This is a genomic window from Desulfitobacterium hafniense DCB-2, from assembly GCF_000021925.1.
GTDB lineage: Bacteria > Bacillota > Desulfitobacteriia > Desulfitobacteriales > Desulfitobacteriaceae > Desulfitobacterium > Desulfitobacterium hafniense.
Genome location: NC_011830.1, coordinates 3,271,087 through 3,296,602 on the forward strand (window position 1 = coordinate 3,271,087; position 25,516 = coordinate 3,296,602).

General features: G+C 47.6%; 28 protein-coding genes and 1 other annotated feature (1 of these 29 cut by a window edge). Of the genes, 12 read left to right on the forward strand and 16 right to left on the reverse strand.

Annotated elements, in window-relative coordinates; all coding sequences use genetic code 11:
• Window positions 1–5: a binding site (T-box leader), on the forward strand (it extends 232 nt beyond the left edge of the window).
• 57 nt (window positions 6–62) lie between these two features.
• Complete coding sequence (gene pheA / locus DHAF_RS15220; protein WP_005813040.1) at window positions 63–923, forward strand: prephenate dehydratase; 861 nt, start codon at window positions 63–65, stop codon at window positions 921–923.
• Between the two features lie 5 nt (window positions 924–928).
• Here pheA and DHAF_RS15225 read toward each other — a convergent pair whose 3' ends face one another.
• Both DHAF_RS15225 and thrC read right to left on the reverse strand, forming a co-directional pair.
• On the reverse strand, window positions 929–1,453 hold the full coding sequence (locus DHAF_RS15225) for a DUF2179 domain-containing protein (protein ID WP_011459927.1): 525 nt from the start codon (window positions 1,451–1,453) through the stop codon (window positions 929–931).
• Window positions 1,454–1,637: 184 nt separating this feature from the next.
• Window positions 1,638–3,122: a threonine synthase gene (gene thrC / locus DHAF_RS15230; protein WP_011459928.1), complete on the reverse strand. Its 1,485-nt coding sequence runs from the start codon at window positions 3,120–3,122 to the stop codon at window positions 1,638–1,640.
• Window positions 3,123–3,288: 166 nt separating this feature from the next.
• On the opposite strand from thrC, the gene DHAF_RS15235 reads away from it, so the two are divergent.
• A complete protein-coding gene (locus DHAF_RS15235; RefSeq protein ID WP_015944354.1) occupies window positions 3,289–4,677 on the forward strand; it encodes a uridine kinase family protein in 1,389 nt (462 codons plus the stop codon).
• A gap of 6 nt (window positions 4,678–4,683) precedes the next feature.
• On the opposite strand, the gene DHAF_RS15240 is transcribed toward DHAF_RS15235, so the two are convergent.
• Together DHAF_RS15240 and DHAF_RS15245 are read right to left on the reverse strand one after the other, a co-directional pair.
• Window positions 4,684–4,995, reverse strand: coding sequence for a GIY-YIG nuclease family protein (locus tag DHAF_RS15240; RefSeq protein WP_005813033.1), 312 nt, complete (start codon window positions 4,993–4,995; stop codon window positions 4,684–4,686).
• 7 nt (window positions 4,996–5,002) lie between these two features.
• Window positions 5,003–5,758: a fumarylacetoacetate hydrolase family protein gene (locus DHAF_RS15245; protein ID WP_011459931.1), complete on the reverse strand. Its 756-nt coding sequence runs from the start codon at window positions 5,756–5,758 to the stop codon at window positions 5,003–5,005.
• 97 nt (window positions 5,759–5,855) lie between these two features.
• Here DHAF_RS15245 and nth point away from each other — a divergent pair, with 97 nt between their 5' ends.
• Window positions 5,856–6,482, forward strand: coding sequence for an endonuclease III (gene nth / locus DHAF_RS15250; RefSeq protein ID WP_015944355.1), 627 nt, complete (start codon window positions 5,856–5,858; stop codon window positions 6,480–6,482).
• A 36-nt stretch (window positions 6,483–6,518) separates the two neighbouring features.
• On the opposite strand, the gene DHAF_RS15255 is transcribed toward nth, so the two are convergent.
• On the reverse strand, window positions 6,519–7,577 hold the full coding sequence (locus tag DHAF_RS15255) for an HD-GYP domain-containing protein (protein WP_015944356.1): 1,059 nt from the start codon (window positions 7,575–7,577) through the stop codon (window positions 6,519–6,521).
• Between the two features lie 117 nt (window positions 7,578–7,694).
• On the opposite strand from DHAF_RS15255, the gene DHAF_RS15260 reads away from it, so the two are divergent.
• Window positions 7,695–8,450 (forward strand): TSUP family transporter, encoded by a 756-nt coding sequence (locus DHAF_RS15260; RefSeq protein ID WP_005813026.1) that lies wholly within the window; start codon window positions 7,695–7,697, stop codon window positions 8,448–8,450.
• A 67-nt stretch (window positions 8,451–8,517) separates the two neighbouring features.
• On the opposite strand, the gene vanW-I is transcribed toward DHAF_RS15260, so the two are convergent.
• From vanW-I to DHAF_RS15300, 9 genes are all read right to left on the reverse strand, one after another.
• Window positions 8,518–9,639, reverse strand: coding sequence for a glycopeptide resistance accessory protein VanW-I (vanW-I, locus tag DHAF_RS15265; protein WP_005813024.1), 1,122 nt, complete (start codon window positions 9,637–9,639; stop codon window positions 8,518–8,520).
• 14 nt (window positions 9,640–9,653) lie between these two features.
• Window positions 9,654–10,460 carry a PRC-barrel domain-containing protein gene (locus DHAF_RS15270; RefSeq protein WP_011459933.1) on the reverse strand — a complete coding sequence of 269 codons (807 nt, stop codon included), beginning with the start codon at window positions 10,458–10,460 and terminating at the stop codon, window positions 9,654–9,656.
• 8 nt (window positions 10,461–10,468) lie between these two features.
• Window positions 10,469–11,359: an MFS transporter gene (locus DHAF_RS15275; RefSeq protein ID WP_242659890.1), complete on the reverse strand. Its 891-nt coding sequence runs from the start codon at window positions 11,357–11,359 to the stop codon at window positions 10,469–10,471.
• Window positions 11,360–11,549: 190 nt separating this feature from the next.
• Window positions 11,550–12,911: a hypothetical protein gene (locus DHAF_RS15280; RefSeq protein ID WP_015944358.1), complete on the reverse strand. Its 1,362-nt coding sequence runs from the start codon at window positions 12,909–12,911 to the stop codon at window positions 11,550–11,552.
• A 128-nt stretch (window positions 12,912–13,039) separates the two neighbouring features.
• A complete protein-coding gene (locus tag DHAF_RS26120; RefSeq protein WP_005813017.1) occupies window positions 13,040–13,195 on the reverse strand; it encodes a hypothetical protein in 156 nt (51 codons plus the stop codon).
• 222 nt (window positions 13,196–13,417) lie between these two features.
• On the reverse strand, window positions 13,418–14,050 hold the full coding sequence (locus DHAF_RS15285) for a YigZ family protein (RefSeq protein WP_015944359.1): 633 nt from the start codon (window positions 14,048–14,050) through the stop codon (window positions 13,418–13,420).
• 5 nt (window positions 14,051–14,055) lie between these two features.
• The gene (locus DHAF_RS15290; protein WP_015944360.1) at window positions 14,056–14,451 is read right to left on the reverse strand and encodes a thioesterase family protein; all 396 of its coding nucleotides are present in this window, start codon (window positions 14,449–14,451) and stop codon (window positions 14,056–14,058) included.
• Between the two features lie 94 nt (window positions 14,452–14,545).
• Complete coding sequence (locus tag DHAF_RS15295; RefSeq protein ID WP_015944361.1) at window positions 14,546–15,265, reverse strand: demethylmenaquinone methyltransferase; 720 nt, start codon at window positions 15,263–15,265, stop codon at window positions 14,546–14,548.
• Window positions 15,266–15,337: 72 nt separating this feature from the next.
• The gene (locus tag DHAF_RS15300) at window positions 15,338–16,321 is read right to left on the reverse strand and encodes an asparaginase (protein WP_015944362.1); all 984 of its coding nucleotides are present in this window, start codon (window positions 16,319–16,321) and stop codon (window positions 15,338–15,340) included.
• Window positions 16,322–16,540: 219 nt separating this feature from the next.
• Between DHAF_RS15300 and DHAF_RS15305 the strand changes: the two genes are divergently transcribed.
• Window positions 16,541–16,807: a late competence development ComFB family protein gene (locus tag DHAF_RS15305; RefSeq protein WP_005813007.1), complete on the forward strand. Its 267-nt coding sequence runs from the start codon at window positions 16,541–16,543 to the stop codon at window positions 16,805–16,807.
• Between the two features lie 28 nt (window positions 16,808–16,835).
• Here DHAF_RS15305 and DHAF_RS26600 read toward each other — a convergent pair whose 3' ends face one another.
• Entirely contained in the window at window positions 16,836–16,958 is a 123-nt protein-coding gene (locus DHAF_RS26600) for a hypothetical protein (protein ID WP_005813004.1), read from the reverse strand.
• Window positions 16,959–17,090: 132 nt separating this feature from the next.
• On the opposite strand from DHAF_RS26600, the gene DHAF_RS15310 reads away from it, so the two are divergent.
• Window positions 17,091–17,765 (forward strand): Crp/Fnr family transcriptional regulator, encoded by a 675-nt coding sequence (locus DHAF_RS15310; RefSeq protein ID WP_015944363.1) that lies wholly within the window; start codon window positions 17,091–17,093, stop codon window positions 17,763–17,765.
• On the opposite strand, the gene DHAF_RS15315 is transcribed toward DHAF_RS15310, so the two are convergent.
• Complete coding sequence (locus DHAF_RS15315; protein ID WP_015944364.1) at window positions 17,748–18,617, reverse strand: hypothetical protein; 870 nt, start codon at window positions 18,615–18,617, stop codon at window positions 17,748–17,750. The two genes, DHAF_RS15310 and DHAF_RS15315, sit on opposite strands and share 18 nt — an antisense overlap.
• Window positions 18,618–18,732: 115 nt before the next feature.
• Here DHAF_RS15315 and DHAF_RS15320 point away from each other — a divergent pair, with 115 nt between their 5' ends.
• The 6 genes from DHAF_RS15320 (at window position 18,733) to DHAF_RS15345 (ending at window position 25,403) form a co-directional block, all read left to right on the forward strand.
• Window positions 18,733–21,021: a DEAD/DEAH box helicase gene (locus DHAF_RS15320; RefSeq protein ID WP_015944365.1), complete on the forward strand. Its 2,289-nt coding sequence runs from the start codon at window positions 18,733–18,735 to the stop codon at window positions 21,019–21,021.
• 41 nt (window positions 21,022–21,062) lie between these two features.
• Window positions 21,063–21,386, forward strand: a complete 324-nt coding sequence (locus tag DHAF_RS15325) for a hypothetical protein (protein ID WP_242660005.1) — start codon at window positions 21,063–21,065, stop codon at window positions 21,384–21,386.
• A 229-nt stretch (window positions 21,387–21,615) separates the two neighbouring features.
• Window positions 21,616–22,293 (forward strand): PspA/IM30 family protein, encoded by a 678-nt coding sequence (locus DHAF_RS15330; protein WP_015944367.1) that lies wholly within the window; start codon window positions 21,616–21,618, stop codon window positions 22,291–22,293.
• A gap of 119 nt (window positions 22,294–22,412) precedes the next feature.
• A complete protein-coding gene (locus DHAF_RS15335) occupies window positions 22,413–23,474 on the forward strand; it encodes a TFIIB-type zinc ribbon-containing protein (protein ID WP_015944368.1) in 1,062 nt (353 codons plus the stop codon).
• Window positions 23,474–24,364 carry a TPM domain-containing protein gene (locus tag DHAF_RS15340; RefSeq protein ID WP_015944369.1) on the forward strand — a complete coding sequence of 297 codons (891 nt, stop codon included), beginning with the start codon at window positions 23,474–23,476 and terminating at the stop codon, window positions 24,362–24,364. The genes DHAF_RS15335 and DHAF_RS15340 overlap by 1 nt, the downstream gene beginning before the upstream one ends.
• 46 nt (window positions 24,365–24,410) lie before the next feature.
• Entirely contained in the window at window positions 24,411–25,403 is a 993-nt protein-coding gene (locus tag DHAF_RS15345) for an SPFH domain-containing protein (RefSeq protein ID WP_015944370.1), read from the forward strand.
• The last annotated feature ends 113 nt before the right edge of the window (window positions 25,404–25,516 follow it).

A 25,516-nucleotide genomic window follows, 5' to 3' on the forward strand; every position in this document is an offset into this window, starting at 1 on the left:
CTTATTTGGGGGTGAGGTAAGTCTTTTTTTATTTACAATGAGAGCAAGACGAGGAGGATAAGATGATGAACATTGGCTATTTAGGACCGAAAGGCAGCTTTTCTGAAGAAGCGCTTCAACTCTTTTTAACGACTCAATCCGATTTATTGGAACCGCCGCTGAACCTTATTCCCTTTACGACGATTCCCAAACTATTAATAGCCTGCCAAAACCTGGAGATCGAAGGGGCCTTTGTCCCTCTGGAAAATTCCACCGAAGGCCAGGTGGGAGTAACCATGGATATGTTGGGCCAGACGGAAAGTCTGTATATTATGAGAGAATTTATATTCCCCGTGGATCAATGCCTGATCACCGCTCAGCCCCTTCATTTAGCGCAAATAAAACAGGTCTATTCCCATGAGCAGGCCTTGGGACAGTGCCGTGATTTTCTGGAAACTCATCTGGCTCAGGCAGAACAACACTCTTCTCCCAGCACTGCTGAAGCAGTTACGAAAATAGCCCAGAATCCCGATCAGCCTTGGGCTGCTATCGGACCCCGGCGTGCCGCCGAAATCTATAATTTACACTGTAAATCGGAAAAAATTCAGGACTCCATGCTCAATGCCACCCGTTTTATTTTCGTAGGGCATCATCTTGCCGAAATGAATGAAGAGGATAAAACATCCCTTTTAATCATTACCGGAGATACCCCCGGCGCCTTAGCCCATGCCCTTCAGGAATTTGCCCTGCGCAATATTAACTTAAGCCGTATTGAATCCCGCCCTTCCAAGAAAAAGCTGGGAGAGTATGTGTTCTTTGTGGATATTGATGGGTATGTCTTCTCCCCATCGATCCAGGAGGCTTTATGGGCACTGAAAGACAAAGGAGTCAGCACTAAACTACTAGGCTCCTATCCTAAGGCAAAGCTTTCGGCCAAGGAATAGCCCGGTTAATGCAGAACCTTCTTCGCCCAGAATCCCCCGCGGAAATTCTTCGGTTCCTCAAAAATGACAAAGGCATTTGAGCACAGGCTGTCGATCCTGTTTAACAGCTCTTTCTGGCGGTTGCGCTTGGCCAACACCATCATGACCATACGCGGCCCGGTTTTTCCTTCCCCCAGCCAGCTCGTCACCCCAAAGCCGGCGTCCCTCAGTTCCCCTGCCAGCCCCTGGTATTCGCATTCCACGATGACCTGTGCCATAATATAGCCGAGAGCCAACCGTTCTTCGATTCGGCTGCCGAGATAGACCCCCACGCCATAACCACAGCAATAAGCCGCAATATTCCAATAGCTGTCAAGGTTGTCCAGGATAATAGAAAGTCCCATGATATAGATGAAGACTTCCAGCACAGACAACAGCGAAGCATAGACCCGCATACCTTTAATCATTAAAATAAAGCGGATGGTCGTTAAGGTCACATAAGTTATATTAATAGTAATGATGATTAAAACAAACTGTAGAATTGAACCCATGCTATCACCACTTTCTCCCTTGTCAAGATTTTTCTCCTCTGCCAAATTTCATTGTTCGGCATGAACAGGTTATCTCCTTTTTTCTGAAAACTTTTTCTTCATAGAGAAAGTAAAAAGGGCTTATCTGGTGATAAACCCCGAAAATGCCAACAAGCAGTCGGATATATCCTATCTGTGCAATAGCCTATCTATTGGGTATATAAACCTTCTGGATGAGTTCCGGAATCTCCTCAGGTTGTACCGGCTCCAAACCGAAAGTCTCTTTATCCTCTAACCCCTGGAGACCTTTGGGTATGCTCCAGCCGGTAATCTCCCTCAGCTTCCGCAAATTCGCCCATTCATCATCTTCTAAGGCATCTGCATCAATGCCCTCTAAGACGGTTTTGGCAAATTTAAAGGGACTGGCTGTTGAGGCGATCATGGTAAAGGTGTTGTCTCCTGATTCCCGAAGATAATCTTGATATACTTTCACCGCTACGGCTGTATGGGGATCCAGAACATAGGCATGCTCTTTATATACGGATTGTATGACCGCCAGCACATCCGCCTCACCGGCCCATCCGGCAATGACTGCTTTCCTGGCCTTGGCTAAAGTATCCGAATCCACAGTAAATTCGCCAAGGGCCTGCAGGTCGTCATACCACTTTCCTACCTTTGACCCATCCCTCCCGGAAACTTCGTAAAGGAAGCGCTCAAAATTACTGGATATTAAAATATCCATCGAAGGAGAAGAGGTCACGAAAAAAGGACGCTTGCGGTTATACACTCCTTGGCTGAAGAAATCTGTCAGCACATTATTCTCATTGGAGGCACAAATGAGTTGATGAATAGGCAATCCCATTTCCTTGGCATAATAAGCGGCAAGAATGTTGCCGAAGTTCCCTGTGGGTACCACCACATTCATTTTTTCTCCGGGACGAATTCGTTGCGATTCCACCCCTTGTAAATAAGCCCAATAGTAATAGATGATTTGCGGCAAAAGCCTTCCCCAGTTAATAGAGTTTGCCGAAGAAAAGGCAATGCCCTGTTCTTTAAATTTTTCTCTTAAGTCAGGATTGCCAAAAATCTCTTTCACAGCGGACTGACACTGATCGAAATTACCGACGACGGGAACTACTTTAGTGTTGACCCCATCAGTTGTGGTCATTTGCTGCTCCTGAACAGTGCTCACTCCATGTTCAGGATAAAAGACCATGATCTCTGTACCCTCAACATTTTTAAATCCCTCCAGGGCGGCCTTTCCCGTATCTCCTGACGTAGCGACCAAAATCAGCACCTTGTCGGTGTGAGTGAGAACCTGCATGCTTTCTCCCAAAAGATGGGGCAAAGCCTGCAAGGCCATATCTTTGAAGGCGGCAGTAGGACCATGCCATAGCTCCAGTATTCCCATATCTCCCACATTCACCAGGGGAGCCGGATTATCCGAATCGAAAACTCCATCCGTGTATATTTTTGAAGTCTCAACACATTTCTCCTCCGGAAAATCGGGTAGATAGCGTTTAAAAATCAATTGGGCCAGTTCTGGATAGGAAATGCCGCGAACTTCCTCCCAGTGAATTTGCGGAAGTTCTTTCGGAACAAATAACCCCCCTACCGGAACCATGCCCAAGGCAATCGCTTCTTTTCCAGTTTGATCAGGGAAATTCCCTCTCGTGCTTTCGTACAACATGCATTCACTCCCCAAGACATTATCCGAATTGTATTCGCCAGAGATGGATATTTTTCCTTCTCCAGTATACCATATCTTTTTAAAATCATTCTCAAAAGTAACAGGAAGGAAGGATTCCTCTGTAGAATTAACCTTAAGACAGACTCTAAAGAAAAGAGGTGCCCCAATGAGCGTCATGGAAACGACCCATCGTCAATATCGTCAGACCCTTATTTTTGGCTTGATTAGGATTGTGGAGGAGCTTTTTCCTCAGGAGGAAATAAAGATTCAATACTCCATTTTGGATGGTATTTATTGCGAGTTAGAGAACTCACCTCTTTCGCCTCGGGAAGTAGCGCAAATCGAGGAAAAACTCCATCACTGGTTGGAGTCTAAGCCGAAGATCATGTCCTGTGCGGAAGAAGATGGCTTCTTTCACACGAAGGTCAATCATATCTTCGTCAAGTCTCTTTATCCCGCTATGCATCCGGCAGATACCTATTATCCTTTTACCCTCATCTTCTATCATCCCGGCTTTATTTTGCTCTTTTCCAATCCTGAGCATCCCTGCGAGCTGCCCAATTTTGTACCACCGGAAAAATTAGCCGCTACTTTCCTGGAGTCCCAGCGTTGGGTGGAAAACCTACATTTGGATAAGGTGGGTTCTATTAACCTTAATATCCGGAAAGGCAAGACCACAGAATTAATCTCTTTAGCCGAAGCCTTGCATGAGAAAAAAATTTCCTTAATCGCTGATCGCATTCTCGAACAGCGAAGGAACCTCCGCATTATTCTCATTTCCGGTCCCTCTTCCTCCGGGAAAACCACCTTTGCCCAACGTCTGTCCACACAGCTTCAGGTTAATGGCATCCGCCCTATTGCTTTGTCGTTGGATAATTATTTCTGCGATCGGGAACACACGCCTCTTGATGAGTATGGACAATATGACTTTGAAGCTCTCGAGGCTCTCGATCTCCCCTTGCTGAACCAGCATGTCAAGGCCTTAATCCATGGCGAGGAGATTGAGTGCCCTATTTTCGATTTTGTGGCAGGCCGTCGTCAACCCGAGGGTATACGCATGAAATTAGAGCCTGATGAAATATTGGTCATGGAGGGTATTCATGCCCTCAACCCCCGGCTTTTGCCTTCCCTGGAGCGCTCCCATCTCTTCAAAATCTATATCAGCGCTCTTTTTCAACCCAATATCGATACTCATAATCGTATCTCCACAACGGACGTACGCCTGATTCGCCGCCTGGTTCGTGATGACAAATATCGTGGCATCAACCCGGAAAAAACCCTCAATCAATGGTCCAGCGTGCGGCGGGGGGAAAACAACAATATATTTCCCTATCAAGAGGAAGCGGACGTTATGTTCAATTCCAGCCTGCTCTATGAATTAAACGCTCTTAAGGCTTATGCTGAACCGCTTTTAATCAGCATTCCTAAAGATCATCCCTATTACGCCACCGCCTCCCATCTCTTAAGAGTGCTTTACCACTTTGAAATCCTGGATATAGCCAAAGTCCCCTTTAATTCTATCTTGCGGGAGTTTATTGGCGGCGGGATCTACTAAAGCGGTTCAATCGCTTTTATCCCCGATCTTTATGACGAAGTCATAGCCCTTCTCTTTAGCCAGGCGCAGAAGGTCTTGGGGGTCGTCGATTAAGTATTCCTTTTCCTTGCGTGTTAACTTTTTTATAAAAGCTTCCAGCCGCAGTGCCTGGCTCCGGTTCTCCACAATCCAGGCCTGCCTAAGGGATACCGGCCGCCGTCCCCGGGTGTATTTCGCTCCGCTGCCTTGATTATGTTCTTGAATTCGGCGTTCCAGCCTTGGCGTTGATCCGGTGTAGAGTGTATGATCGGCACAGTGAAGAATATAAACCCAGTACATGGCGTTCCTAACGGACAAGGTTGTGCAGCCGGCCAATGCCTTTGATGTCAATGGCAATTGCATCACCGGTTTTCATGGGCCCTACGCCTTCGGGAGTCCCAGTCATGATCAAGTCCCCAGGGTTTAAGGTCATAATCTTGGAAATATAGCTTACCAATTTAGGAACAGAATGAATTAAATGGCTGGTTTGGGAAGACTGTTTTACCTCCCCATTCAACACTGAACGAATCTTCACATTTCTATAGTCCAGGTCTCTGACGATCCAGGGCCCAATAGGGCAAAAGGTGTCAAACCCCTTACTGCGGGTCCATTGCCCATCTTTCTTTTGCAGATCCCTGGCTGTAACATCATTGCCGCAGGTGAAGCCGAAAATATAGTCTTCAGCCTGATCTTCAGCAAGATCTTTAGCTGTTTTACCTATAACCACCACAAGCTCTGCTTCATAGTCGACCTGCTGACTCATCGCCGGCAGGATAATTTCATCCTCCGGCCCCACTAAGGAAGTGACGGGCTTCAGAAAGATGACAGGGTCATCATGAAAATCATGGCCCAATTCTTCAATATGCTTAGCATAATTCAAGCCAATACACACGATCTTGGTCGGCTCAACAGGTGCCAGCAAGCGAACCTGATCTGCCTGGAGGATCTGACCTGTTTTTTGGCAGCCTGCTTCCAAATAAGAGCGGTCAAGAAGAGCAATGGCTTCCCCCTGAAGCTGACCAAAGCAAATTCTATCCTCATATGAAAATCTAATGTACTGCATCGCACCCTTTTCCTTTCTACACGATCTAATCTTGATCATAAACTATCTTTTGATCGCAAACCATCTCTCGATCATCAACTATCTATAGGAGGCTAACATGAGCAACGTAAACTCTATTCTCAGCATCTTAGCGGCGACCTATCCCGAGGCCCATTGTGAACTCAATTTCTCCACCCCATTTGAGCTGCTGATTGCCACGATGTTGAGCGCTCAGGCTACGGATAAAAAAGTAAATCAAGTCACGGCAAGACTGTTTAGAGATTACAAAACCCCTGAACAGTTCTTAACCATGTCTTTAGCGGAAATGGAACAGGCTATCAAAGAGCTGGGGCTTTATCATAATAAAGCTAAAAATATTTTAGCTACCTGCCATATCTTAGTTGCGAACTATGGCGGAGAAGTCCCCGGCTCCATGGAAGCTCTGACTCAACTCCCCGGTGTGGGAAGAAAAACAGCCAATGTGGTACTCAGCAATGCTTTTCATATCCCCGCCATGGCCGTAGACACTCATGTTTTACGAGTCTCCAACCGGTTAGGGCTGGCCTCAGGGACGAATCCTGATCTGATCGAGAAGCAGTTGATGAGCTGTATTCCCTGTTCCCAATGGATTCAAGCCCATCATTGGCTCATTTGGCACGGACGGAGAATCTGTGCCGCCCGCAACCCCAAATGTCCGGAATGCCCCCTGTCACCACTATGCCCCAGCAGATTATTGCCGGCTTGAACGGGACTTCCTTCAGGATTAAACCAAAACCTCAGTTTAAACCAGAACCTCATTAATGAAGACGGTTCGGTTATCAACCATATTATATTCTTTGCCTTGCCCGGCTTCATAATTCATCTCATCATAAACACGGACCACCGGCCGGGTAGGAATGCTGGGATTCTGATCCACCACCACACCGATTTCTCCCGTATTAAGCCGAACGGTGCTCCCGGTAGGATAAGCGGCGATATTGCGCAGGAATAGGCGGACCGGTTCCAAGGGAAACTGTTTACCCACAAGACCCATGAGGATTTCACAAGCTTCATGAGGCATAACTCGTTTCATCCCGCTGTTATCGGAGGTCAGCTTATCATAAAGATCGGCGATGGCCACAATTTGAGCCAAAGGATGAATTTCATCACCTTTAAGCTGACGGGGATAACCGGTTCCATCAATATACTCATGGTGCTGAAAGGCTATATGGGCAACCACAAGGTTAAGCTCCTTGCGCTTCCTCAATTCTTCAAACCCCAAGGTGGTATGGGTCCTGTATTCTTCTTCCTCTTCTTCTGTACGTTGTTCGTGATTCTCCAGGATATTCTGGGGCAGGTGAACCATACCAATGTCATGAAGTAAAGCGCCGATAGCCAGGGTTTCCAGCTTTTCTTTATCCAGATGCATCACCTTGCCCAGAACCGTGGCCAGGACACATACGTTGACAGAATGAGCAAAGGTGTAATTGTCTTTGCTGCGGATGTCCATCATACTCACCAGGATATCTTTTTTAAACAGAATCTCTTCGACAATCTTGCTGACGATATTGCGCAAATGAAAATCATCCAGATTTTTCCCAAGGCGGACCGCCTGGGAAGCTTGCTCAATGATTGCCATAGCCTCCCGGCGGTTCTCCTCATCAATAACATCTTCGGGAATAACATCCTCAAAACGATCGTCCTCAATATAAACAATGGTGATTCCCATATCTCTCATCTTACTGATATAAAGAGGTGTAAGTTTGACCCCTTTTCCCAATAAGACCCGCCCATTGCTTGAATAAATGGTTTTACCCAAAACGTCACCGATTTTTAGGGAATTCACACTGACCTGACGCACTAAGTCTCCCCCTTTTGAACACCTTCTTATTATTCATCCTACACTATTAGCAGTTTTTTTTAAATCGCCTGAAGCGGTATATCGGAACAAAATTTTCTCATAAGAAAGAGGACTTTTATGTTGGACGACATTATCCTGCTCTGTATCCTCGGATTTATAGCCGCTCTGATCGACGCTATTGCCGGAGGCGGAGGATTAATCAGCCTCCCCGCTTTGCTGCTGGTTGGTGTTCCTCCTCATCATGCCTTGGGAACCAATAAATTTGCCTCAACCATAGGTTCTCTGACCAGCTCAATGACCTATGCCCGCTCTGGAAAAGTATTTTTTTCCGTGGTTAAATGGCAGATTCCTTTTACATTAATGGGAACCTGTTTTGGGGTATGGTCTGTCCTGCACCTTTCTGCTGATTTATTAACCAAAGCCGTTCCGGTTTTGATTCTTTTAGTGGGTTTTTACACTTTGTGGCAAAAGAATCTGGGGGTTGAGGATAGATTTCAAGGAGTAACTCCCTTAAAGCGGTTTTGGGGCTTCCTTTTTGCTTTTGCACTGGGGTTTTATGATGGATTTTTCGGTCCGGGAACCGGCGCTTTTCTAATCTTTGGCTATATCACTCTTTATGGCTTTAATTTCATTGTCTCTTCGGCCAATGCCAAAGTCCTTAATTTCGTGAGCAACCTTGTTTCACTTATTCTCTTCGCTATAAGCGGCAAGATCATTTATGCTTACGGAATCCCGATGGCCTTATCCATGTTTTTGGGTTCCCGAATCGGTACCACTCTGGCCATTCGTAAAGGCAGCGCCCTGATTAAACCCATCTTTATCACCATGTCTCTGCTGGTTGCCCTGAAACTCATGATTGAAAACTACAGGTAATTGAACCTAAACATTAAAGCCGCTCACAATGGGCGGCTTTTGTATCATTAACTTTTTATATTGCTTATTACTTTGACCATTCTCTGGGTTTTACAGGATAACCGTCCGGTTCGTCAAGGGCAGGGTGTTCAGAATCGGCCACACCGAAAATTCTTACCCGAATCCAATTGCCGCCTGTAGCTGCATTAAGCAGCAAATAACCCTGAGTCGTGTTCCGAAAGCGGAAATCCAGCGCTCCATAAGCAACCGTAGCATCCTGCCCCAACGGAACATAGGAAACCGGCAGAGAATGGCTGTATCTTTCCAGCACTTCCAGCCTGGCCTGTTTGGTCGCTTGATAAAGAGTGGTCGAATCCTGGCAAATCCCTCCGCCATCATCTGTGACAACTCTATTGCCCATATACATTAAAGCCGGCAAATACCCTCTTTCAGGCTCACGTTTTCCCACCGTATCATTAAAGGAGAATTCACCACCCGGCGGAAGAATAAGTCCATTGATCGCTTCAGCCGCAAGCCGTACATTGGTAACCCGTTCATGAAAGGAAGGGTTAAAATAGGTGGTGTAATCCCCCAAGGGATCTTTGACCTTCTCTAATTCGGCCGTAGTAGGGTGAACCACTATGACCTCCGTAACAAGCGGCACCGTCTCCATGCCTATGCTTTGCTGCAGTTGTTCCCATGATTTGTCCACATCAAGTCTGACTCCCAAACTGCCCTCTTCGATGACGATCTCGCCATTCTCATAATAGGCTTCAGCCGCCTTACCCGGCTGATCGATATCCAGGGCGAACTTGCGGAGCTGAGCAAGAACTTCCTCCTGATTGAGTAACTCAGGAGACGGGATAGTCCTTGACATTCTGTGCAGGTACTCAAAGGCATCCGTAATAACATTTCCGGTGGAAATGATGTATTGACTTGCCAGATAGTCCTTTAGATCTTGATCGGTTTGGTTTAGCTCCAAGAAATAAACCGTCCGGTCATAGACGACTGCCTTGGGGATTACTTCGGCAAGGACTGCATAGGCCTCATCCTTGGTCATCCCACCCAGATCTTTTTCCCAAACCGTCAACCCCTCGGGTGCCTTCGCATAACCCGCACCGTAGGTTACCGTAGCCCCCAAAAGTATAGATAAGCTAAGCTGACTAAATAAAATTACCAAAAGAAAGACCCATGGTTTCCTTCTTAACATAGCATAACCACAACTTAGTTTTTATGGAGTAACGATGTAATTTCCATTAATTTGTTCCGCGTGGTAATCTGACGAATTGTCTCTTCAGTCATAGGCTCACCGGCGCGCAAAAGTTCACCATTATCTAAAACAATATCCTGAACTACGGCTTTACCCACAAAATACTGTAATTGACGCTGCTCAAAAAGGTTAAACTCCGTTACTTCATTTTGCTGTTCCGTCACAGTTTCTTCAACTGGAACAGCGACTGCCTGAGGCACCTGCTCTTCCACAGGACCAGCACTTACAGGACTTACAGGACTTACAACATTTACAGTGCTTACAGGTTCGCTTACTGCTTCTGCCTTTATTTCACCAGGGTTCCCTTCGATAATTAAAAGTTCCTTACCATAAGTAATGATTTGCTCTCCGGCTACCTGATGCTCTTCACCTTGATTATCCGTAAACAGGCATTGGGCAATTTTTCCGGTCTCTTCATCGATGAGAATCTCTTTAACCTCGCCGCTCAATGCTCCTTTTTTGGTCAGCACTTTTGTTCCGATGACTTCTACACCTTGTTTAATCAGTTCCTGAGCCACATTATTGCCTGCCACACTTTGAATCACGTCGGGATTAGGAACAGTCAAAGCAAACTCCCCTAAACCAACAATATCAGCGTAAGCAATGACTTTCGCCCCAAAATAATCAGAGGGCTGATCGACGACAAAAAAATCCAGGCTTCCCTTTTGGGGGTTTAAAATGAAGTCCTTAACTGTCCCCACTTGTGTGCCCTCTGATATACTAATAATCCGTAAACCTTTGATTTCAACACTTGCCTTCATCTACTTAATCAATCCTTCCTAAATTCCCCTGGAACAGGTAGATTTTCATTGTCCAGCCATTCCATCAGTTGGGTTCTCCACTCCGGGGGTGCATTTTGAATATACTCATTGATATAAGGGGCAACCTTATCCAACGCATCATAAATAGAGGAGCCATTCTTCCAATGCTCACAGGTCTCCACAATGAGGTAAAAAGCGATATCATAGGATGGCTTTTGGTCTAAGGCCAATATAAACCATTCCGCCGCCAGGTGGAAACGCTCCTGTTCTTTGGCCTGAAACCCTTTTTCAATTAACTCTTGCAGGCTGAATTCCTTCATATGTATAAGCGGGGGCTCAGTTTTTTCAACCGGCTCGGAGGCCAAGGGAATGTCGTGGTTTATGCTCTTTTCCTCAGGCCTGATTTCTTCAAGCTTGGTGACTTCTTCAAGTAAGCTCGCCTCTTCGCATCGGTTCGCCTCTGTTTCCACAGATTCTTCATCTTCAACGAAAATCTCCATAGGCTCAGCATCACCGGCTTCTTCTTTAACAGCTTCTTCTTCAGTTGCTTCCTGCTCATGCTCCGGCAGCAGAACCTCAGGTGTGTCGGCTCTCTTTTCTTCCACCGGATCAGATGGGCCGTCTTCCGCGGAAAGGGATACCGTATCTTCTTCCTGATAGGATATGGCAACTTCCTCCTGGTGGGATATAGCAGCTTCGTCCGGACAGAACATATCGTCTTCTTTCGGTTCATCCACAATGATGCTGCTTTCAGGCGGAGATTGGGAGCGGTTTCTGATGGCTGTTATCCCCACGGTGAACAAAAGAAGGCCGCAGGCGCCAAAGAGCCAGTGAAGAACTTTTTCACGACGAAGAACAATGGGAAAAACCAGAGCAAAAGCGATCATCAAAAACGACACCAATGCAGCTTCCCATTTTTTTAAATTGAATCTGTAGGCCATCCGAGTCGTGATTACGATAAAGGGAGCACTGACAAGTATTACTGTTGTCCAATATAACGAAATCTTCTGCTCCCCCCTCATTATCTTATACTATCTCGTATATTCGACATAAACCTAGTTTCTCCTTCTCTTTTGTACAATTCTCAAATCATAGTTGAAACAGAGTCCACCCCAGAGCCGTGAGAATTGCGGCAAGATAGGCTGGCAGGATATATTTCATGAGCCGTTGGACATCCACACCTGCGACTGCAGATGTCACGGCTGCAAATCCCCAGGGAATTAATGCCGCACCGGTCCAGATTCCGACCACCTGGCCCAGAACGGCTAAAGGAACAGCCGGTATTTGCGAAACCTGGCTTAGGGCTATCGCCATTCCCCCCACCAGAGGCAGACAGGAAAAGCCGGACCCATCCAAGGAAGCAAGGACCGCAGTAAAGGTGACCAGCCCAACCACCGTCCACTTAGTGAGCGGGATCCATTCAGCAAGCAGGATTGTATAATCATAAAAGAAACCCGCTCCTTCCTTAAGAAAAATCTGTTCACTCCCCGCGGCTGTTCCCATAAAAAAGAAACCGGCCATCATCACAATCGGAGCAAAGACTCCCATAGCATAACGCAAGCCGTCCTTGACGTAATTAATAAATTGACTGAAAGCGTTCTTTCCCTCCGTAAGCACAGTGCAAATGCATAAGATGAGCAGAGTAACCCCACCAATTAACCCACTGGCTTCATCACCGTGAATCTTAAACATTAGAATCATGAAGACAGTTCCTGTATATCCTAAAGCCATTATTCCAGCCAACAGCCGGCCACGTTCATGGGCAATCTGTAAGGGTTCAGAGCCGGGTTCGGACCTTGGGTAATCTGCCGCCCCTTGTTCCCCACTTAAAAAAAACCTTAAAGCGATATAGCCAAAACCCGCTCCGCAGATTCCGCTCAAGATGACCACCGGAAAAGATGCTGAAAGCAGAACCGTTACGGGAATTCCCGTGGCTTTGCTCACTAAGGAAGGGGCCCCTTGAATGATAAAGTCACCGGACAGTCCTATACCTTTGCCGAAGATGGCTAAGCTTGCTGCCAGCACCAGAGGATGAATGCCAATTCTCCCCAGAATCGGCACCACAACTGCGCCTAAAAGAGTTAAGGCCGGAGTTGGCCAAATCAAGAGGGTCAATACCCACATGGTGATCCCCACCGCCCAATAGGCCAAACTCATGGATTTTATCTTCAGCAGAGGCCGCACTAAAATTTGATCTGCTTTGGTTTTTTGCAATAATTGGGTAAGGGCGACCACCAGCCCAATCAATACAATGACCCCGAGAAGATTGCTTGTGGCCAGGATAAGGGCTCGAAAAGATATCTGAACCGCCTCGATCCCATTGCGGCTTTCCGCCAGTCCCACCCCAAATAAGCCGATGGCTGCCGGAAGAATCGGGGGCTTACGAAAGAATAAGGTTACGATAATCATCAGAATAAAGAAAAGGAATACCCAATGAGCTAAAGTAAGCATGGCTCTCCTCCTTATCCCCTTAATGTACCACTTGGCTAAAGGAAGTATGCGTCAAAGGACAGAGAGCGGGCAACAAAAATAGACCGTCCTTTGGGAGGACGGCCTATGCCTATTTTTTCAGTTGATAGTTAAGCTTGTGCGGGCTTAACAAACTTTTTGGTTCTTTTTGGAGTATTAAAGGAATTAAAAGTCACATTAAAGATCTGACGACAAGATGCAAAAACAGCCACTCCGCAGCTTAATAAAAACGCACCCAGAATGAACATGGCAATCCAACCTAACATAATTTCAGCCTCCTCCACTTGGTTATTTAAGTAGTGACAAGGTGTTCTATATAAACTTCGTTATTTAATGCACTAACTTTAGTTATATTATATGTGAAAACAAATGCATTGACAAGTGAAAGTTATTTTTTTCTTATATTAAAAATAGTCTGACGATTTGTACAGCCTCAAATTCCCAAACGTTTGGGAATTTGAGAAAAAAAGACCGCAGCCCCATGAACCTTAAAGTTCATTGGACAGCGGACACAAGGTGTTCCCTATTTCCCGGGGAACAATTTTCTGATCGGCAAAATCAGCCAGCCACTCTCGAAAGCGCTGATTCTCCTCCCAGGGAATGTAAACTTGAAGCTTGACGGTAGCCAGAAATTCTTCCTCGCCGGTGGCCCAGGAAAACTGTTTAAACCAATATTTCAACGGCTCATACCAATCATAGCCTGCTTCAATCTCGTAGATAAGATGGGGTACCAGCCGCCCTATGGAGGCCTTATCCATCAGTTGGCGTGCCGTCCCTCCATAGGCTCGTGTCAATCCGCCCGCGCCAAGGAGAACGCCTCCAAAATACCGAATGACCACAATGAGTACATCCCAGATCTGACGATATTGCAGAACGTCAAGCACTGGTCGGCCGCCGGTGCCCTGAGGTTCTCCGTCGTCAGTGGATTTTTCCAGTTTTCCTTGATGCAAGCGATAGGCATAAACATAGTGCCGGGCATTAGGGTAATTTTGACGGATATCATGAAGTCTTTGCTCCACCTCTTCCAGGTTCTGTACCGGGTGAACAACCCCAATGAAACGGGATTTCTCAATGACTTGCTCCCATGTTGAACTTTCGAAGACTGTAACATAGCTTTCCACGTCAATTACTCCCGTTCTCCGCTTTTGGCTTGGGTCTTGATCATGAATTTTTCCACATCGATGATAAAACGCTCATGGGTTCCGGAACCGATAAGTTCTTTATCATCGTATGCTTCCAGTTTAAAGACCAAGCGACGACGATCGACTTCGACCAGCTCGGCATTAGCCCACACTTTCATGCCCAAAGGAGTGGCTGCCGTATGTTTAATATCCAGGGATACACCGACACTGCTTTGCTCTTCTGACAATGTCAGCGCACTCACTGCGGCTTCTTCCATCATCGCTACCAAAGCCGGAGTAGCGAAAACATCCAACGACCCGCTGCCCATGGTTTTGGCCGTATTGGTTTGATCCACAATTTTTTCCGCTCTTCCCTTGACACCGATTGTTATTTCTGCCAATGTCATCACCTCGTAAATTTCATTACTATTATTCTAGCATAAATTCATGAGTAAAACTTTGAAACCACTGCTTATGTACTTATTATTCCGCCTCTTATCTGGGTTTACGGCCACTGACAATAGCCACTACCCCACCGGCAAGATTTTGATAGCGGGTTTCCGTCAAACCGCAACGGGCAAAGATATTGGCTAACTCCTGTTGTGACGGGAATTCTACGGCAGAATCATGGAGGTATTGATAGGCTTTGGCTTTCCCGGCCCAGATTTTTCCCATCAGGGGAACGAGTTTATTGAAATAGAGCCAATACCCCTGCTTAAACCCCGGCATGGTTGGCTTGGCCATATCCAAGGAAACCACCATACCGCCCGGCTTGACCACGCGGATCATCTCCTGAACCCCTTTTTCCAAATCAGGCAGATTGCGCAGCCCCCAGCCTACTGTAGCCCCGTCAAAGGAATTATCCGCAAAGGGCAGATTCATGGCATCTCCTTGCCGCAATTCAATGATGGAACGATAAGGAGAACCCGCTAAATTCTCCTGAGCTTTTTTCAGCATATTTTCAGAGAAATCCAAGCCGGTTATATGCCCCTGCTCTCCCACGGTCATAGCCAGTTCCAAAGAGAGCTGAGCTGTGCCACAGCATATATCCACCATAGTCATGCCAGGCTTTGCTTCGACCGTCTGAACGGCCTTTTTGCGCCAGCCCTTGTCTAAACCGAAACTCATGAGAGTATTCATAACATCATAGCGTTTGGCAATGGAGTTAAACGTATCCTGTACATAAGCAGCTTTATCTTTACCGGAAAAATCCATGAGTAATTCCTCGCTTTCATAGCCTCCACAGCAATCCTTCATTAGGATTGTAATGGATTATCTTTGGCTTGTCTACTTTACTCCGCCACGACTCAAAATCTCTTTAAGCCGGGTGTGGGAAACGTTCTGCCCCAGGGCAATACTCAGGAGCAAACGAACCTTCTCTGTAGAAAGATCTCCGGCAAAAAGTGCCCCCCGGCGTTGAAGCTCTGCTCCGCCGCCGGGATAGCCGTAAATAGGAGCAGTTCGTCCAAATAAACAACGTGACGTAATGACCACGGGTATATTTTCCGCCGTAATCTTCCCTATCGAAGGAACAACCTCCGGGGGGAGATTTCCCCGGCCAAAGGCCTCGATGACTATTCCCTCCACTTGAGCATCCACCATACATTCCAGCATTCTTCCATCCATGCCGGTATAGCCTTTGCAGATCATGACCTTGGCCAGTTTTTCAGGGAGGTCAAATTTTATCGAGGGCTCAGGTTTGCGATGCCATAACACCTCGTCATGGTCAATGCTTCCTAATGAACCTACTTCGCCGGAACTAAAAGCATCCACGTGGCTGGTGTGTAATTTCCGCACATCCCTGGCGGCATGAATCTCTTCATTGAGAGCGATCAACACCCCTCGTTCCTTAGCGTGGGGATCCATGGCAATGCGCATGGAGTTATGTAAATTTCGGGGGCCGTCAGAATCTCTCTCTGAAGCATCTCTTTGGGAGGCTGTCAATATGACCGGCCGGCTGTCTTTGACTGTAAGCTCCAGAAAATAAGCCGTTTCCTCCAAGGTATCCGTTCCGTGGGTGATGATGATCCCCATGCAGTCGGGATCGGCGAAAGCCTCTTCCACACGCCGTGCCAACTGAAGCATCCGCTCCGGATTAAAATTACAGCTGGCGACATTGCTGAATTCTTCCACATTCCAAAAGGCTGATTCCTGCAATTCCGGTATACTTTCTAAAAGATCATGTCCGGTAACCGCCGGCACGGTCTTGCCAAAGGAGTCCTTGCGCATGGCAATCGTCCCCCCGGTGGCAATCAGTTTAATCTTCTGCATATCTTTCCCTCATTTCACAATGCGGCCCAGTGGTATTTTACCCCAAACTCTTCTCCATGTGTACATTTTTCCTTATTTTTCTCATTAATAAATAGTGTTGAAATAGTGTTGGCAATGGCTCAGGATGGATTGGGAAGAATTTTGCAAATTCTCTTGTGCCTAAACTCAATTCCATCTATTATAAGAGTGAATAGAACCATTGACTAGGGAGGTAGAAAGATGTACGAATTAAAAAACCACACCGAAGATGTGGTGCAGCATGTCCTCAAAGAGTATATGCAAAAATTCAAACTACCTTGTGATTGTGAACGCTGCCAGGCCGATATCAAAGCCCTTACTTTAAATCAATTGCCCAGCAGGTACTGTGTTTCCCTCCGGGGAGAAATACTTACCCATTTGGAATTGGATTCCTTGCCGGACAAAACCCGGGTTCTTTCCGCTATTGTTCTGGCTGCCAAGCAGGTGGCGGATACGCCTTCACATTGATCTTGCTTATTCCTTCCTCCGGATCGAGTCACTCACTGCCACATACTATAATCAAGACGATGACCAGGAATTGAATGATCAACGCGGTGATTTTAAAAGGTGAGTTAGCCGTAAACTGAACCTCGATGGGAATGCTTTCTGATCTTTCCATCTCAACTCTCCTTTAAAAATTTTGCTATAGATCCCTTCCCCGCTTTTTAAATAAAGCTATCTACTATTATTAGTATTCGCTGCCGCGATACCATGTGAAAATCTTATTTGAATTAAAAGTGAGGTATCCGCTTTGCTTGACCCGCGAATTCTCAGGCAGTTTACTTTGTTTTCATCTCTGGCGGACGAGGATTTGCTTCCGCTGCTGCCTCAATTTAAAACCCGCAAATACAGAAAAGGCCAGATCCTTTTTATTGAAGGGGAGATCGGCTCCCAGGTTTACTTTATCTTAGAAGGCCAGGTCAAGCTCAGCAAGACCTTGCCCAATGGGGATGAACAAATCCTCGATTGGTGCGGCCCCAAGGACAGCCTTGCCGAAATTCTCTTGGTGGAACCGGGTTCTTATCCGGCCACGGCGGAAGTACTTAAAGAAAGCACCCTCCTGGTGCTTTCCAATCAGGGCATGGTTAAGATTCTCGAAAATCACCCCCGCCTGGCCGTTGCTCTCATTCGCAAGCTCAATATGCGTTTGCGGATGAATCAAGAGTTTATTCGGATCTTAACCAGTCGGTCCACGGCGGGCATTTTGGCTATGCTGCTGCTGCGAATGGCTAAGCCGGCCTCATCACCCGGTGAGCCTATTTACTACGATGCCACCCTGACCAATAAGGACTTAGCCAGTATGATCGGTACTTCACGGGAACTGGTCAACCGCACCCTCAATCAGTGGAAAAAATCAGGCGTCCTTTGTCTTAATGAAGATCGCATGGAAATCCTTCGCCCCCACGAACTAGCGGACTGGCCATGAGGAAAGAGGCCGTGGGCTTGTGATCTTTTCCAGCTCAAAGGACTGGAGACCATTCCAAATACTATCCCAGGATAATTCGGGATTGCGCCGCCAAAAGATCATGGCGGCTCTTACTTTTTCTACACTGCTTTCCTGGGCAATTAAACGCAGAAAACTTTTTCCGCCCCAAGCCTTCACCCATTCCCCATAACAATGTTGAAATTCGGGGGGATGTTTCTTCAGATGCTTGAGGGTAAAAAAGGAAGCAATGCCGATGAGAATGGCATCCTCATTGCCCCGTTGGCAGGATTGGCCATCCAAATCCTGACCTGCCAGAATAAGCAAGCTGTACAGAAAATGGACCCGCACCACTTGCCGCAAAACCTCGGGGCTTAATTTAAGTATCTCGGCAAGTCTTCCCAAAGGCCTCAGGAAGATTTTGGCGCAAGGATCAGTGTAAGAGAGTGTGGCAAAGGCCGATAGCGGCAGCGGGAATAAATCCTCTAAGCCGGATTCCACTAATTTAGATATCAATTCATGCTCCAGTTGAGAAACTTTGCGATCCTGATGCTGGATCTTTTCCGATGTTTCGCGTAAAAAAGATTCTGCTTCTTTAGGCTGTTCAGGCAGTTCTTCCAGCCACTCCTTCAGGCGGGCGCGGCGGGGCATGAGGAGCTCCAGCAGGGTGGCTGTCTCCTGGTGGAGGTTCTTAAATCCTTTTTTGATATCGTCGGGATCACGATAAAGACCCCGCATCAGCACTTCAGCCCCATGGGGCACCTCCATCGTTTCCTCAAAACGAATGACCGCCTCGCCATTTCTCTCCGGGAAGCGAAGCCCCATAGCTTGTTCGGCCTCTAGGCGCAATGACATTCAGACTCCCCCCTTGGCCAGTTCTTGTTTCATCATATGGGCTTATCGCCTTCCTCATGCCATTTTTTGCAGGAAATCCTGCCATAATTTGACCCTGGAATAAGGGTTTGCTAAAATGAGAAAAACTCCTGGAAGAAATGAGTTGATTTTCGTGTCTGAACGTACATACCACGGCTTAGTTTTGGATCGGTTTCAAGAAGAAGCCTTAGATGCTATTGATGAAGGGCAATCTGTCATTGTCGCAGCTCCCACCGGTACGGGAAAGACTCTTGTCGCCGATTACCTCGTGGAAAAAGTCATGGCCGAAGGACGCCGGATTATTTATACCGCCCCGATTAAAGCCTTAAGCAACCAAAAGTTTAAGGACTATAAGCAGCTTTTTGGCGTAGATCAGGTGGGAATTTTAACGGGAGACGTGGTGCTGAACTCGGAAGCTCCTTTGCTGATCATGACCACTGAGATTTTCCGCAATCAGGTGATCACCAATGATCCCTCCTTAGAATCGGTGTCCTACATCATCTTTGATGAGATTCATTGGCTTAATGATGAAGAGCGGGGTACGGTCTGGGAGGAATCGATTATCTTAGCTCCTCCCCATATGAAATTATTAGGCCTCAGTGCCACTATCGCCAATGCCCAGCAATTGGTGGATTGGATCGGAACCATACGTCAGGAAGATGTAGCATTAATCCAGGAAAACCGCCGCATTGTGCCTTTAGAATACTATTATTTTTCCAGAGATACCGGTCTGGTCAACTACGAGAAGCTCTGGAAGTATTATCGCCAACAGATCCAGTCTGCACCGCCCACAGAGGGCAGTTTATTTGCCCCTACGAATCACCTGGACTTAATCAAAGTAATCCAAAAGCAATACCTCCCCGCCCTTTATTTTGTTTTCAGCCGCAAGCAATGTGCTGATAAGGCTTCTGAACTGGCCTACCTCACCAATTATTTAAACCCTCAGGAAAAAAGGCAGGTCGAGGACGCTTTCCTGGAGCATTTCGGACCGGAAAGCGATTGGTCCCCCTCCACCAGGCTGCTGCGGCGCTTAGCTGTCAAAGGGATCGCCTTTCACCATGCCGGTCTGATGCCCTCGCAAAAAGTGTTGGTGGAGGAGCTTTTCCTCAAACGCCTCGTTCATGTTCTCTACTGCACCGAAACTTTCAGCGTTGGCATTAACTATCCTGTTCGCTCCGTCTGCTTTGATACCCTGAATAAATTCGACGGCCGCAACTTTCGCCCCCTGGCCAATCATGAATTCTTCCAAATGTCCGGACGGGCCGGACGCCGGGGATTGGATGAACGGGGCTACTCCTTTGCTTTAGTCGATCTGAATTACATGGAAAAGAGCCCTCCCCCCCGCTTCAATATCAACCGCCTGGAGCCCCTCACCAGCCAATTTAAATTAAGCTATAACACGGTCCTCAATCTTCAGGCCACCCTTTCTTATGAACAAATCCAGATTTACTTTCAAAAGAGCTTTGCCGCCCATAGCAATCTGCATACTCACGGTCAATTGATTGCTGAGCTGGCTCAACTGGAGGAGCAATTCAACGGCAAAGGGGAGCATGTGTGCCGGCACACCGACTCTTATGCCTGCCCTGTGAAATATCTGCCGAAAAAGAAAGAACTTGATCGTCTCAAACGGGCTTATCAAGCCTTGGGTCCCCGCCGCCAAAACCGGGTCTATGGCCGGGAAATGGCACGCAAGATTAAAAACTGGGAAAAGCTTCTGGCCACAACCCCGCAAAAATGCCCCAACGCCAAGCTGGCTCTTTGCGAGGAGGAAAGCAAACAACGGAGAAAGCTGCAGCAAAGGATGATTGAAATTCGTAAAGATCTGAAAACCCTGCCGGATCAGAACTTCTTTTTCAATGAATTCCAGTTTAAGAAGAATCAATTAATCCAAATGGGGTACATCCGGGAGGACGAGCTGCTTCCCCGCGGTGAATGTGCCTGTCATATTTATGTTCAGGAATTATTGGTCACGGAGCTGATTTTTTCAGGTATTATGGAAACTTTAGACGATGACCAGTTGAATGCCTTATTATCGGCCATTGATTTTGAGGCCCGCAAGAACGATTACTTTCAAAGGCTCCCCGTCCTGGACTGGACTCCGCTGCAGGATTTAGTCCGTTATATTCAGAGTGTCTGCGGCCCGGAATCTGTCCGCTATGATCCTCGGGTAGCGGTCATCGTCTATTCCTGGAGCCAAGGGGTTTCCTTTGCTGAAGTTCAGCGTTTGTCCAATCTGGATGAAGGGGATATTATCTCAGTTATTCGCCGCACCATTGACCTGCTGCGGCAGATGAGGGATGCAGTTAAGGAGCCGGCTTTGCTTCAGCGCTTAAAGCTTTGCATGGACAAACTGGATCGGGATGAAGCTGCCGTCCTTGCTTTATAGAATGCATAATCATGCCGGGAAAAGCTCATAATGGTCTTGAGGTGATAAATTTGAAAGATCAAGACGTTTTCAGAGGGACTCCCACACCTGCACCAAATGGTCAAAATCCTGACCGCGATAGGATAGCCGATACGACCTCCGAGATGACCTCCGCTGCAATGGCCGGTCAGGATAGCGCAGCACTTGGCTATCCAATGTCCATGCCCGGTGCCGAAAGCAATACGGCAGAATCAAGTTCTGCCCGGGCTGCCGTAACGGATAATGGTGAATTTGAGCCGGTCCAAACCGCTAGGGATATGTCCATCTATCGGGACACCGGCGAACCAGGATCTGACTATGAACTTCCTTCCGATACTATAAGCTAAATTGCTTTGACACAGACAGAAAGCCGCCCTCCTGATCAAAACTCAGCGAAGCGGCTTTTTTCTATGTCTATTGATAAATTGCAAATAATTCCCCATGATTGATGCCTTACTCTGCCCGTGATATAATATTTGTGAACTAACATAAACATAATATAGCGCTATAGACGATGCTGAATGGGGTTTTCAGGCCCCCAATACAATAAATCATAGGATGATGGAGGAATAACGCATGAGTATTCTGGGGAGATTCAAAGAGATTATGTCAAGCAATATCAACGCCTTGCTTGATAAAGTGGAAGATCCGGAAAAGATGATCGAGCAGTGCCTGCGGAACCTGAACAGCGATCTGGGCAAGGTCAAGTCGGAAACCGCCACCATTATGGCGGAAGAGCAGCGCGCTCAAAGAGAGCTGGATGAATGTCATGCCGACATTGAAAAAATGCAGTCTTACGCGCTCAAAGCGCTGGAAGCTGGCAATGAAGCGGATGCCAGAAAGTTTCTGACCCATAAAGCCTCTTTGCAAGCCAAGCTGACCGGACTGCAGGAAGCCTGCAATCTTGCCCAGGCCAACGCTGCCCATATGCGGGAAATGCATGATAAGCTGGTTGGGGATATCGGTGAACTGGAATCCCGCAAGGAGATGATTAAGGGCAAACTGGCTGCGGCGAAGACCCAGGACCGCATGAACAAAATGATGTCCTCGGTTTCAGGTGCCAACGATTCAATGGCCAGCTTTGAGCGGTATGAAGCGCTGGCGGATAAGGCCCTGGACCAAGCCAAAGCCATGGCTGAGCTGAACAAGTCGTCCCAGTCTTCCATTAAGGATCTGGCGGCCAAATATGATGCAGAGCCTGATACCAGCATTGATGATGAGCTTGCCGCCTTAAAAGCCAGCTTAAATAAGTAATTATGGGGGAAGCTGCCTGAGAAGAAATCATCCGAGGCAGCTTCTTTTTTGCATCACACCTCAAAGACTTGAACTATGTTCCAGGAAAAGAAGCAGCGCTGAAAGGAGCAGACGAATCCATGGTGGTACATTATAAGTGCCCGAATTGCGGAGCGGATATGGCATTTAACAGTACCAGCGGCATGCTGCATTGCGACAGCTGCGGTACTGATCAGAGCATCGAAGAGATACCCAAACAGGGCGATGCCCAAAACCCAGGAACTGCGGCTTCCAAGGGGCATATCCCTTGGGCCGAGGGCGCAGTCAATCAATACCACTGCCAGAATTGCGGTGCGGTACTGATCACTGACAAAGACACTGTGGCCACTTCCTGCAGTTTTTGCAATGCGGCAGTTGTTTTGAACGACCGCCTTCAAGGCAGTTTTGCCCCCGCCAAGGTCATTCCCTTTGCCATCGACCGCCAGCAGGCCCAGGAGGCCTTTAAAAAATGGTGCCGAAAGGGGTTGCTTACCCCCAAGGAGCTGATGTCCGCCAACCGCATCAAGGGCATCACCGGCATCTATGTGCCCTTCTGGCTGTATGATCTTAATGGCTGGGGAGAAGCCACGGCGGAATGCACTAAAGTAAGGGCTTACTCAGACGCCGACTATAACTACACAGAAACCAGCTTTTTTCATGTGCACCGCACTGTTGACCTGAATTATCTGCAAGTGCCTGTGGACGCCTCACAGAAGATGGACGATGCCCTGATGGATAAACTGGAGCCCTATGATTATGGCAGCTTAAAGGATTTCATGATGCCCTATCTGGCTGGTTTTCTGGCTGAAAAGTATGACTATGACAACCGGGAGCTGTTCCCCCGGGTGCGCGCCCGAGTGGAGGGCTATGTATCCGATTATATCAACTCCACCATCAGCGGCTATACCACCACCAACTTCATCAGCAAAAATATCAACATTAATGAAAAAAAGGCCGATTACGCCCTTTTTCCCGTGTGGATGGTTCGTTATGACTATGGTCAGAAGGAATATGTTTTTGCCATGAACGGCCAGACCGGCAAAATCGTCGGCAAGCCCCCCCTCAGTCCGGGAAAAATTGCGGCCTGGTTCGCCGGCATCAGCACAACATCCTTTGTCATCATTAAAATTATTGCCATGTTGCTGGGAGGAGGGGTTTTATAATGGGCAAAAGAGCGGCAAAGCTTGCACTGCTTTTGGTCATCGTTTTTTACGCCGTCTATCCAGGCAGCGTGACGGCAGCCTTGCAGGATCAACACATTTTTGACGACGCACAACTGTTCACTGAAGACGAGCGCGCATCCCTGGAGGAAGCCTGCCGGCAATATGGCTCGGAAAGCGACATCGCTATTGTTATCGTGACAGCCAGTGATCTGGGCGGAAAAACCCCGCAGCTCTATTTGGAGGAGTTCTATGATGCCAAGGTCGCCGATGGGGACGGTGTGTACCCTTCGGCGGCGCTGCTGCTGCTGAATATGACACCCGGTGCGCGCAGTGTGGAAATCCAAGGCTATGGCATAGCCCAAACCTATCTGAATAATCAACGGATCGAATACATCCTGGATGACATTACCCCACAGCTGGCTGAGGGAAAATACTTTGACGCCATGCTCGGGTATACGGAACAGGCTGCTTATTATATGCGGCAGGAGGTCCAAAGTTCCCCCGGAGTAAATCCTGGCGGCTCCCCCCATTATAACCCGCCCCAAGGCAACGGTGCCGGATACAACAAACAGGAGGACTCCATCTTCTTCAATACCTTTTTCCAGCTTGGCCTGGCGGCGGTGATCGGTGCCGCAGCGGTGAGCATTATGGCGGCCCGCTCCGGAGGCAGGGTCACGACCAATAATCGCACCTATCTCGATCCTGCACATTCCCGTCTGCTTGACCACAGTGACCAGTATATCCGAACCACCGTGACTAAAGTAAGACGACCGAAAAAGGACGAGCACAACAACAGCGGCTTTGGTGGTGGCAGAGGCGGTTTTGGCGGCGGGGGCGGCGGAGTTTCTCCCGGAGGTCATTCCCACAGCGGCGGCGGCCGAAGCTTCTAATACTGAATTAAAAACGCGATTTTAGCATAGAAAGGATGGAAACTACATGGGATTTTTTTCAGGACAGTTTTCCAATGTGGTGGAGTGGGAAGAATTTCGCGAGGACATGATCTTCTGGAAATGGCACAACCGCGAAATCAAACGAGGCAGTAAGCTGATTATCCGCCCGGGGCAGGATGCTATTTTCCTTTTTAACGGCAGGATAGAGGGAATTTTTAAAGACGAGGGCGATTATGACATCGAGTCCCAGATTATCCCCTTTCTGTCTACCCTCCAGGGCTTTAAATTCGGGTTCAATTCAGGGATGCGCGCTGAGGTGCTGTTTGTCAACACCAAGGAATTTACGGCAAAATGGGGTACCAAAAGTGCCATCAACATTCCCACACCCCAGCTTCCCGGTGGTATTCCCATCCGTGCTAACGGAACATTTACTTTTAAAGTCAACGATTATGTTAAATTGATTGACAAAATTGCGGGGGTAAAGGATTCGTTCCTGGTGGAGGATGTCAGGCTGCGCATCATGGCGCTGCTGGACCAGCTTCTGATGAAATGGATCGTCCAGGAAGGCAGGGATATGTTCAATCTGCAGTCCAACTCCTTCGCTATCGCTGACGGCCTGAAAACGGATCTGGATATGCAGATTTACGATATGGGCATCACGGTAAGCCAGCTTACCATCATGAGCTTCACCTATCCCGAAGAAATCCAGCAAATGATTGCCAAAGCTGCCTCCCACACTATGATTGGCGATATGGGCCGTTATCAGCAGGTATCCGTACTGGACGGAATCGCCGGCGGCAAAGGACAGGGCGGCAGTACCGCAGCCGATATGGCCGGTATGGCTATCGGGATGCAGATGGCCAATGAAATGATCAAGGGCGTGACCAGTCCTCAGAGGGAGCAAACCCAAGGGAGAGGCAGCCACGCACCCCAAGGTGGCAGCGAACCCGGTTTAATAAAGCCTAATTTCTGCCCCAACTGCGGCCAGAAGACCGATGGTGCCAATTTTTGCTCCAACTGCGGTCAGAAGCTGGTCTGACCGTATTATTTGGGGGGATTGTGGTGCCTTCTAATGATTGCTGCTGCAATAGGTTATCCGCTTTATATAGCAATCATCAATTACTTTTCGCCCTTAGAATAGTGCCTAATCTC

Coding starts and splice junctions, on each gene's coding strand:
- pheA (WP_005813040.1), top strand. CDS start 63: ATGATGAACATTGGCTATTTAGGACCGAAAGGCAGCTTTTCTGAAGAA.
- DHAF_RS15225 (WP_011459927.1), bottom strand. CDS start 1,453: ATGGGTTCAATTCTACAGTTTGTTTTAATCATCATTACTATTAATATA.
- thrC (WP_011459928.1), bottom strand. CDS start 3,122: ATGTTGTACGAAAGCACGAGAGGGAATTTCCCTGATCAAACTGGAAAA.
- DHAF_RS15235 (WP_015944354.1), top strand. CDS start 3,289: ATGAGCGTCATGGAAACGACCCATCGTCAATATCGTCAGACCCTTATT.
- DHAF_RS15240 (WP_005813033.1), bottom strand. CDS start 4,995: ATGTACTGGGTTTATATTCTTCACTGTGCCGATCATACACTCTACACC.
- DHAF_RS15245 (WP_011459931.1), bottom strand. CDS start 5,758: ATGCAGTACATTAGATTTTCATATGAGGATAGAATTTGCTTTGGTCAG.
- nth (WP_015944355.1), top strand. CDS start 5,856: ATGAGCAACGTAAACTCTATTCTCAGCATCTTAGCGGCGACCTATCCC.
- DHAF_RS15260 (WP_005813026.1), top strand. CDS start 7,695: ATGTTGGACGACATTATCCTGCTCTGTATCCTCGGATTTATAGCCGCT.
- vanW-I (WP_005813024.1), bottom strand. CDS start 9,639: ATGTTAAGAAGGAAACCATGGGTCTTTCTTTTGGTAATTTTATTTAGT.
- DHAF_RS15270 (WP_011459933.1), bottom strand. CDS start 10,460: ATGAAGGCAAGTGTTGAAATCAAAGGTTTACGGATTATTAGTATATCA.
- DHAF_RS15280 (WP_015944358.1), bottom strand. CDS start 12,911: ATGCTTACTTTAGCTCATTGGGTATTCCTTTTCTTTATTCTGATGATT.
- DHAF_RS26120 (WP_005813017.1), bottom strand. CDS start 13,195: ATGTTAGGTTGGATTGCCATGTTCATTCTGGGTGCGTTTTTATTAAGC.
- DHAF_RS15295 (WP_015944361.1), bottom strand. CDS start 15,265: ATGGATTTTTCCGGTAAAGATAAAGCTGCTTATGTACAGGATACGTTT.
- DHAF_RS15300 (WP_015944362.1), bottom strand. CDS start 16,321: ATGCAGAAGATTAAACTGATTGCCACCGGGGGGACGATTGCCATGCGC.
- DHAF_RS15305 (WP_005813007.1), top strand. CDS start 16,541: ATGTACGAATTAAAAAACCACACCGAAGATGTGGTGCAGCATGTCCTC.
- DHAF_RS26600 (WP_005813004.1), bottom strand. CDS start 16,958: ATGGAAAGATCAGAAAGCATTCCCATCGAGGTTCAGTTTACGGCTAAC.
- DHAF_RS15315 (WP_015944364.1), bottom strand. CDS start 18,617: ATGTCATTGCGCCTAGAGGCCGAACAAGCTATGGGGCTTCGCTTCCCG.
- DHAF_RS15320 (WP_015944365.1), top strand. CDS start 18,733: ATGAGAAAAACTCCTGGAAGAAATGAGTTGATTTTCGTGTCTGAACGT.
- DHAF_RS15330 (WP_015944367.1), top strand. CDS start 21,616: ATGAGTATTCTGGGGAGATTCAAAGAGATTATGTCAAGCAATATCAAC.
- DHAF_RS15335 (WP_015944368.1), top strand. CDS start 22,413: ATGGTGGTACATTATAAGTGCCCGAATTGCGGAGCGGATATGGCATTT.
- DHAF_RS15340 (WP_015944369.1), top strand. CDS start 23,474: ATGGGCAAAAGAGCGGCAAAGCTTGCACTGCTTTTGGTCATCGTTTTT.
- DHAF_RS15345 (WP_015944370.1), top strand. CDS start 24,411: ATGGGATTTTTTTCAGGACAGTTTTCCAATGTGGTGGAGTGGGAAGAA.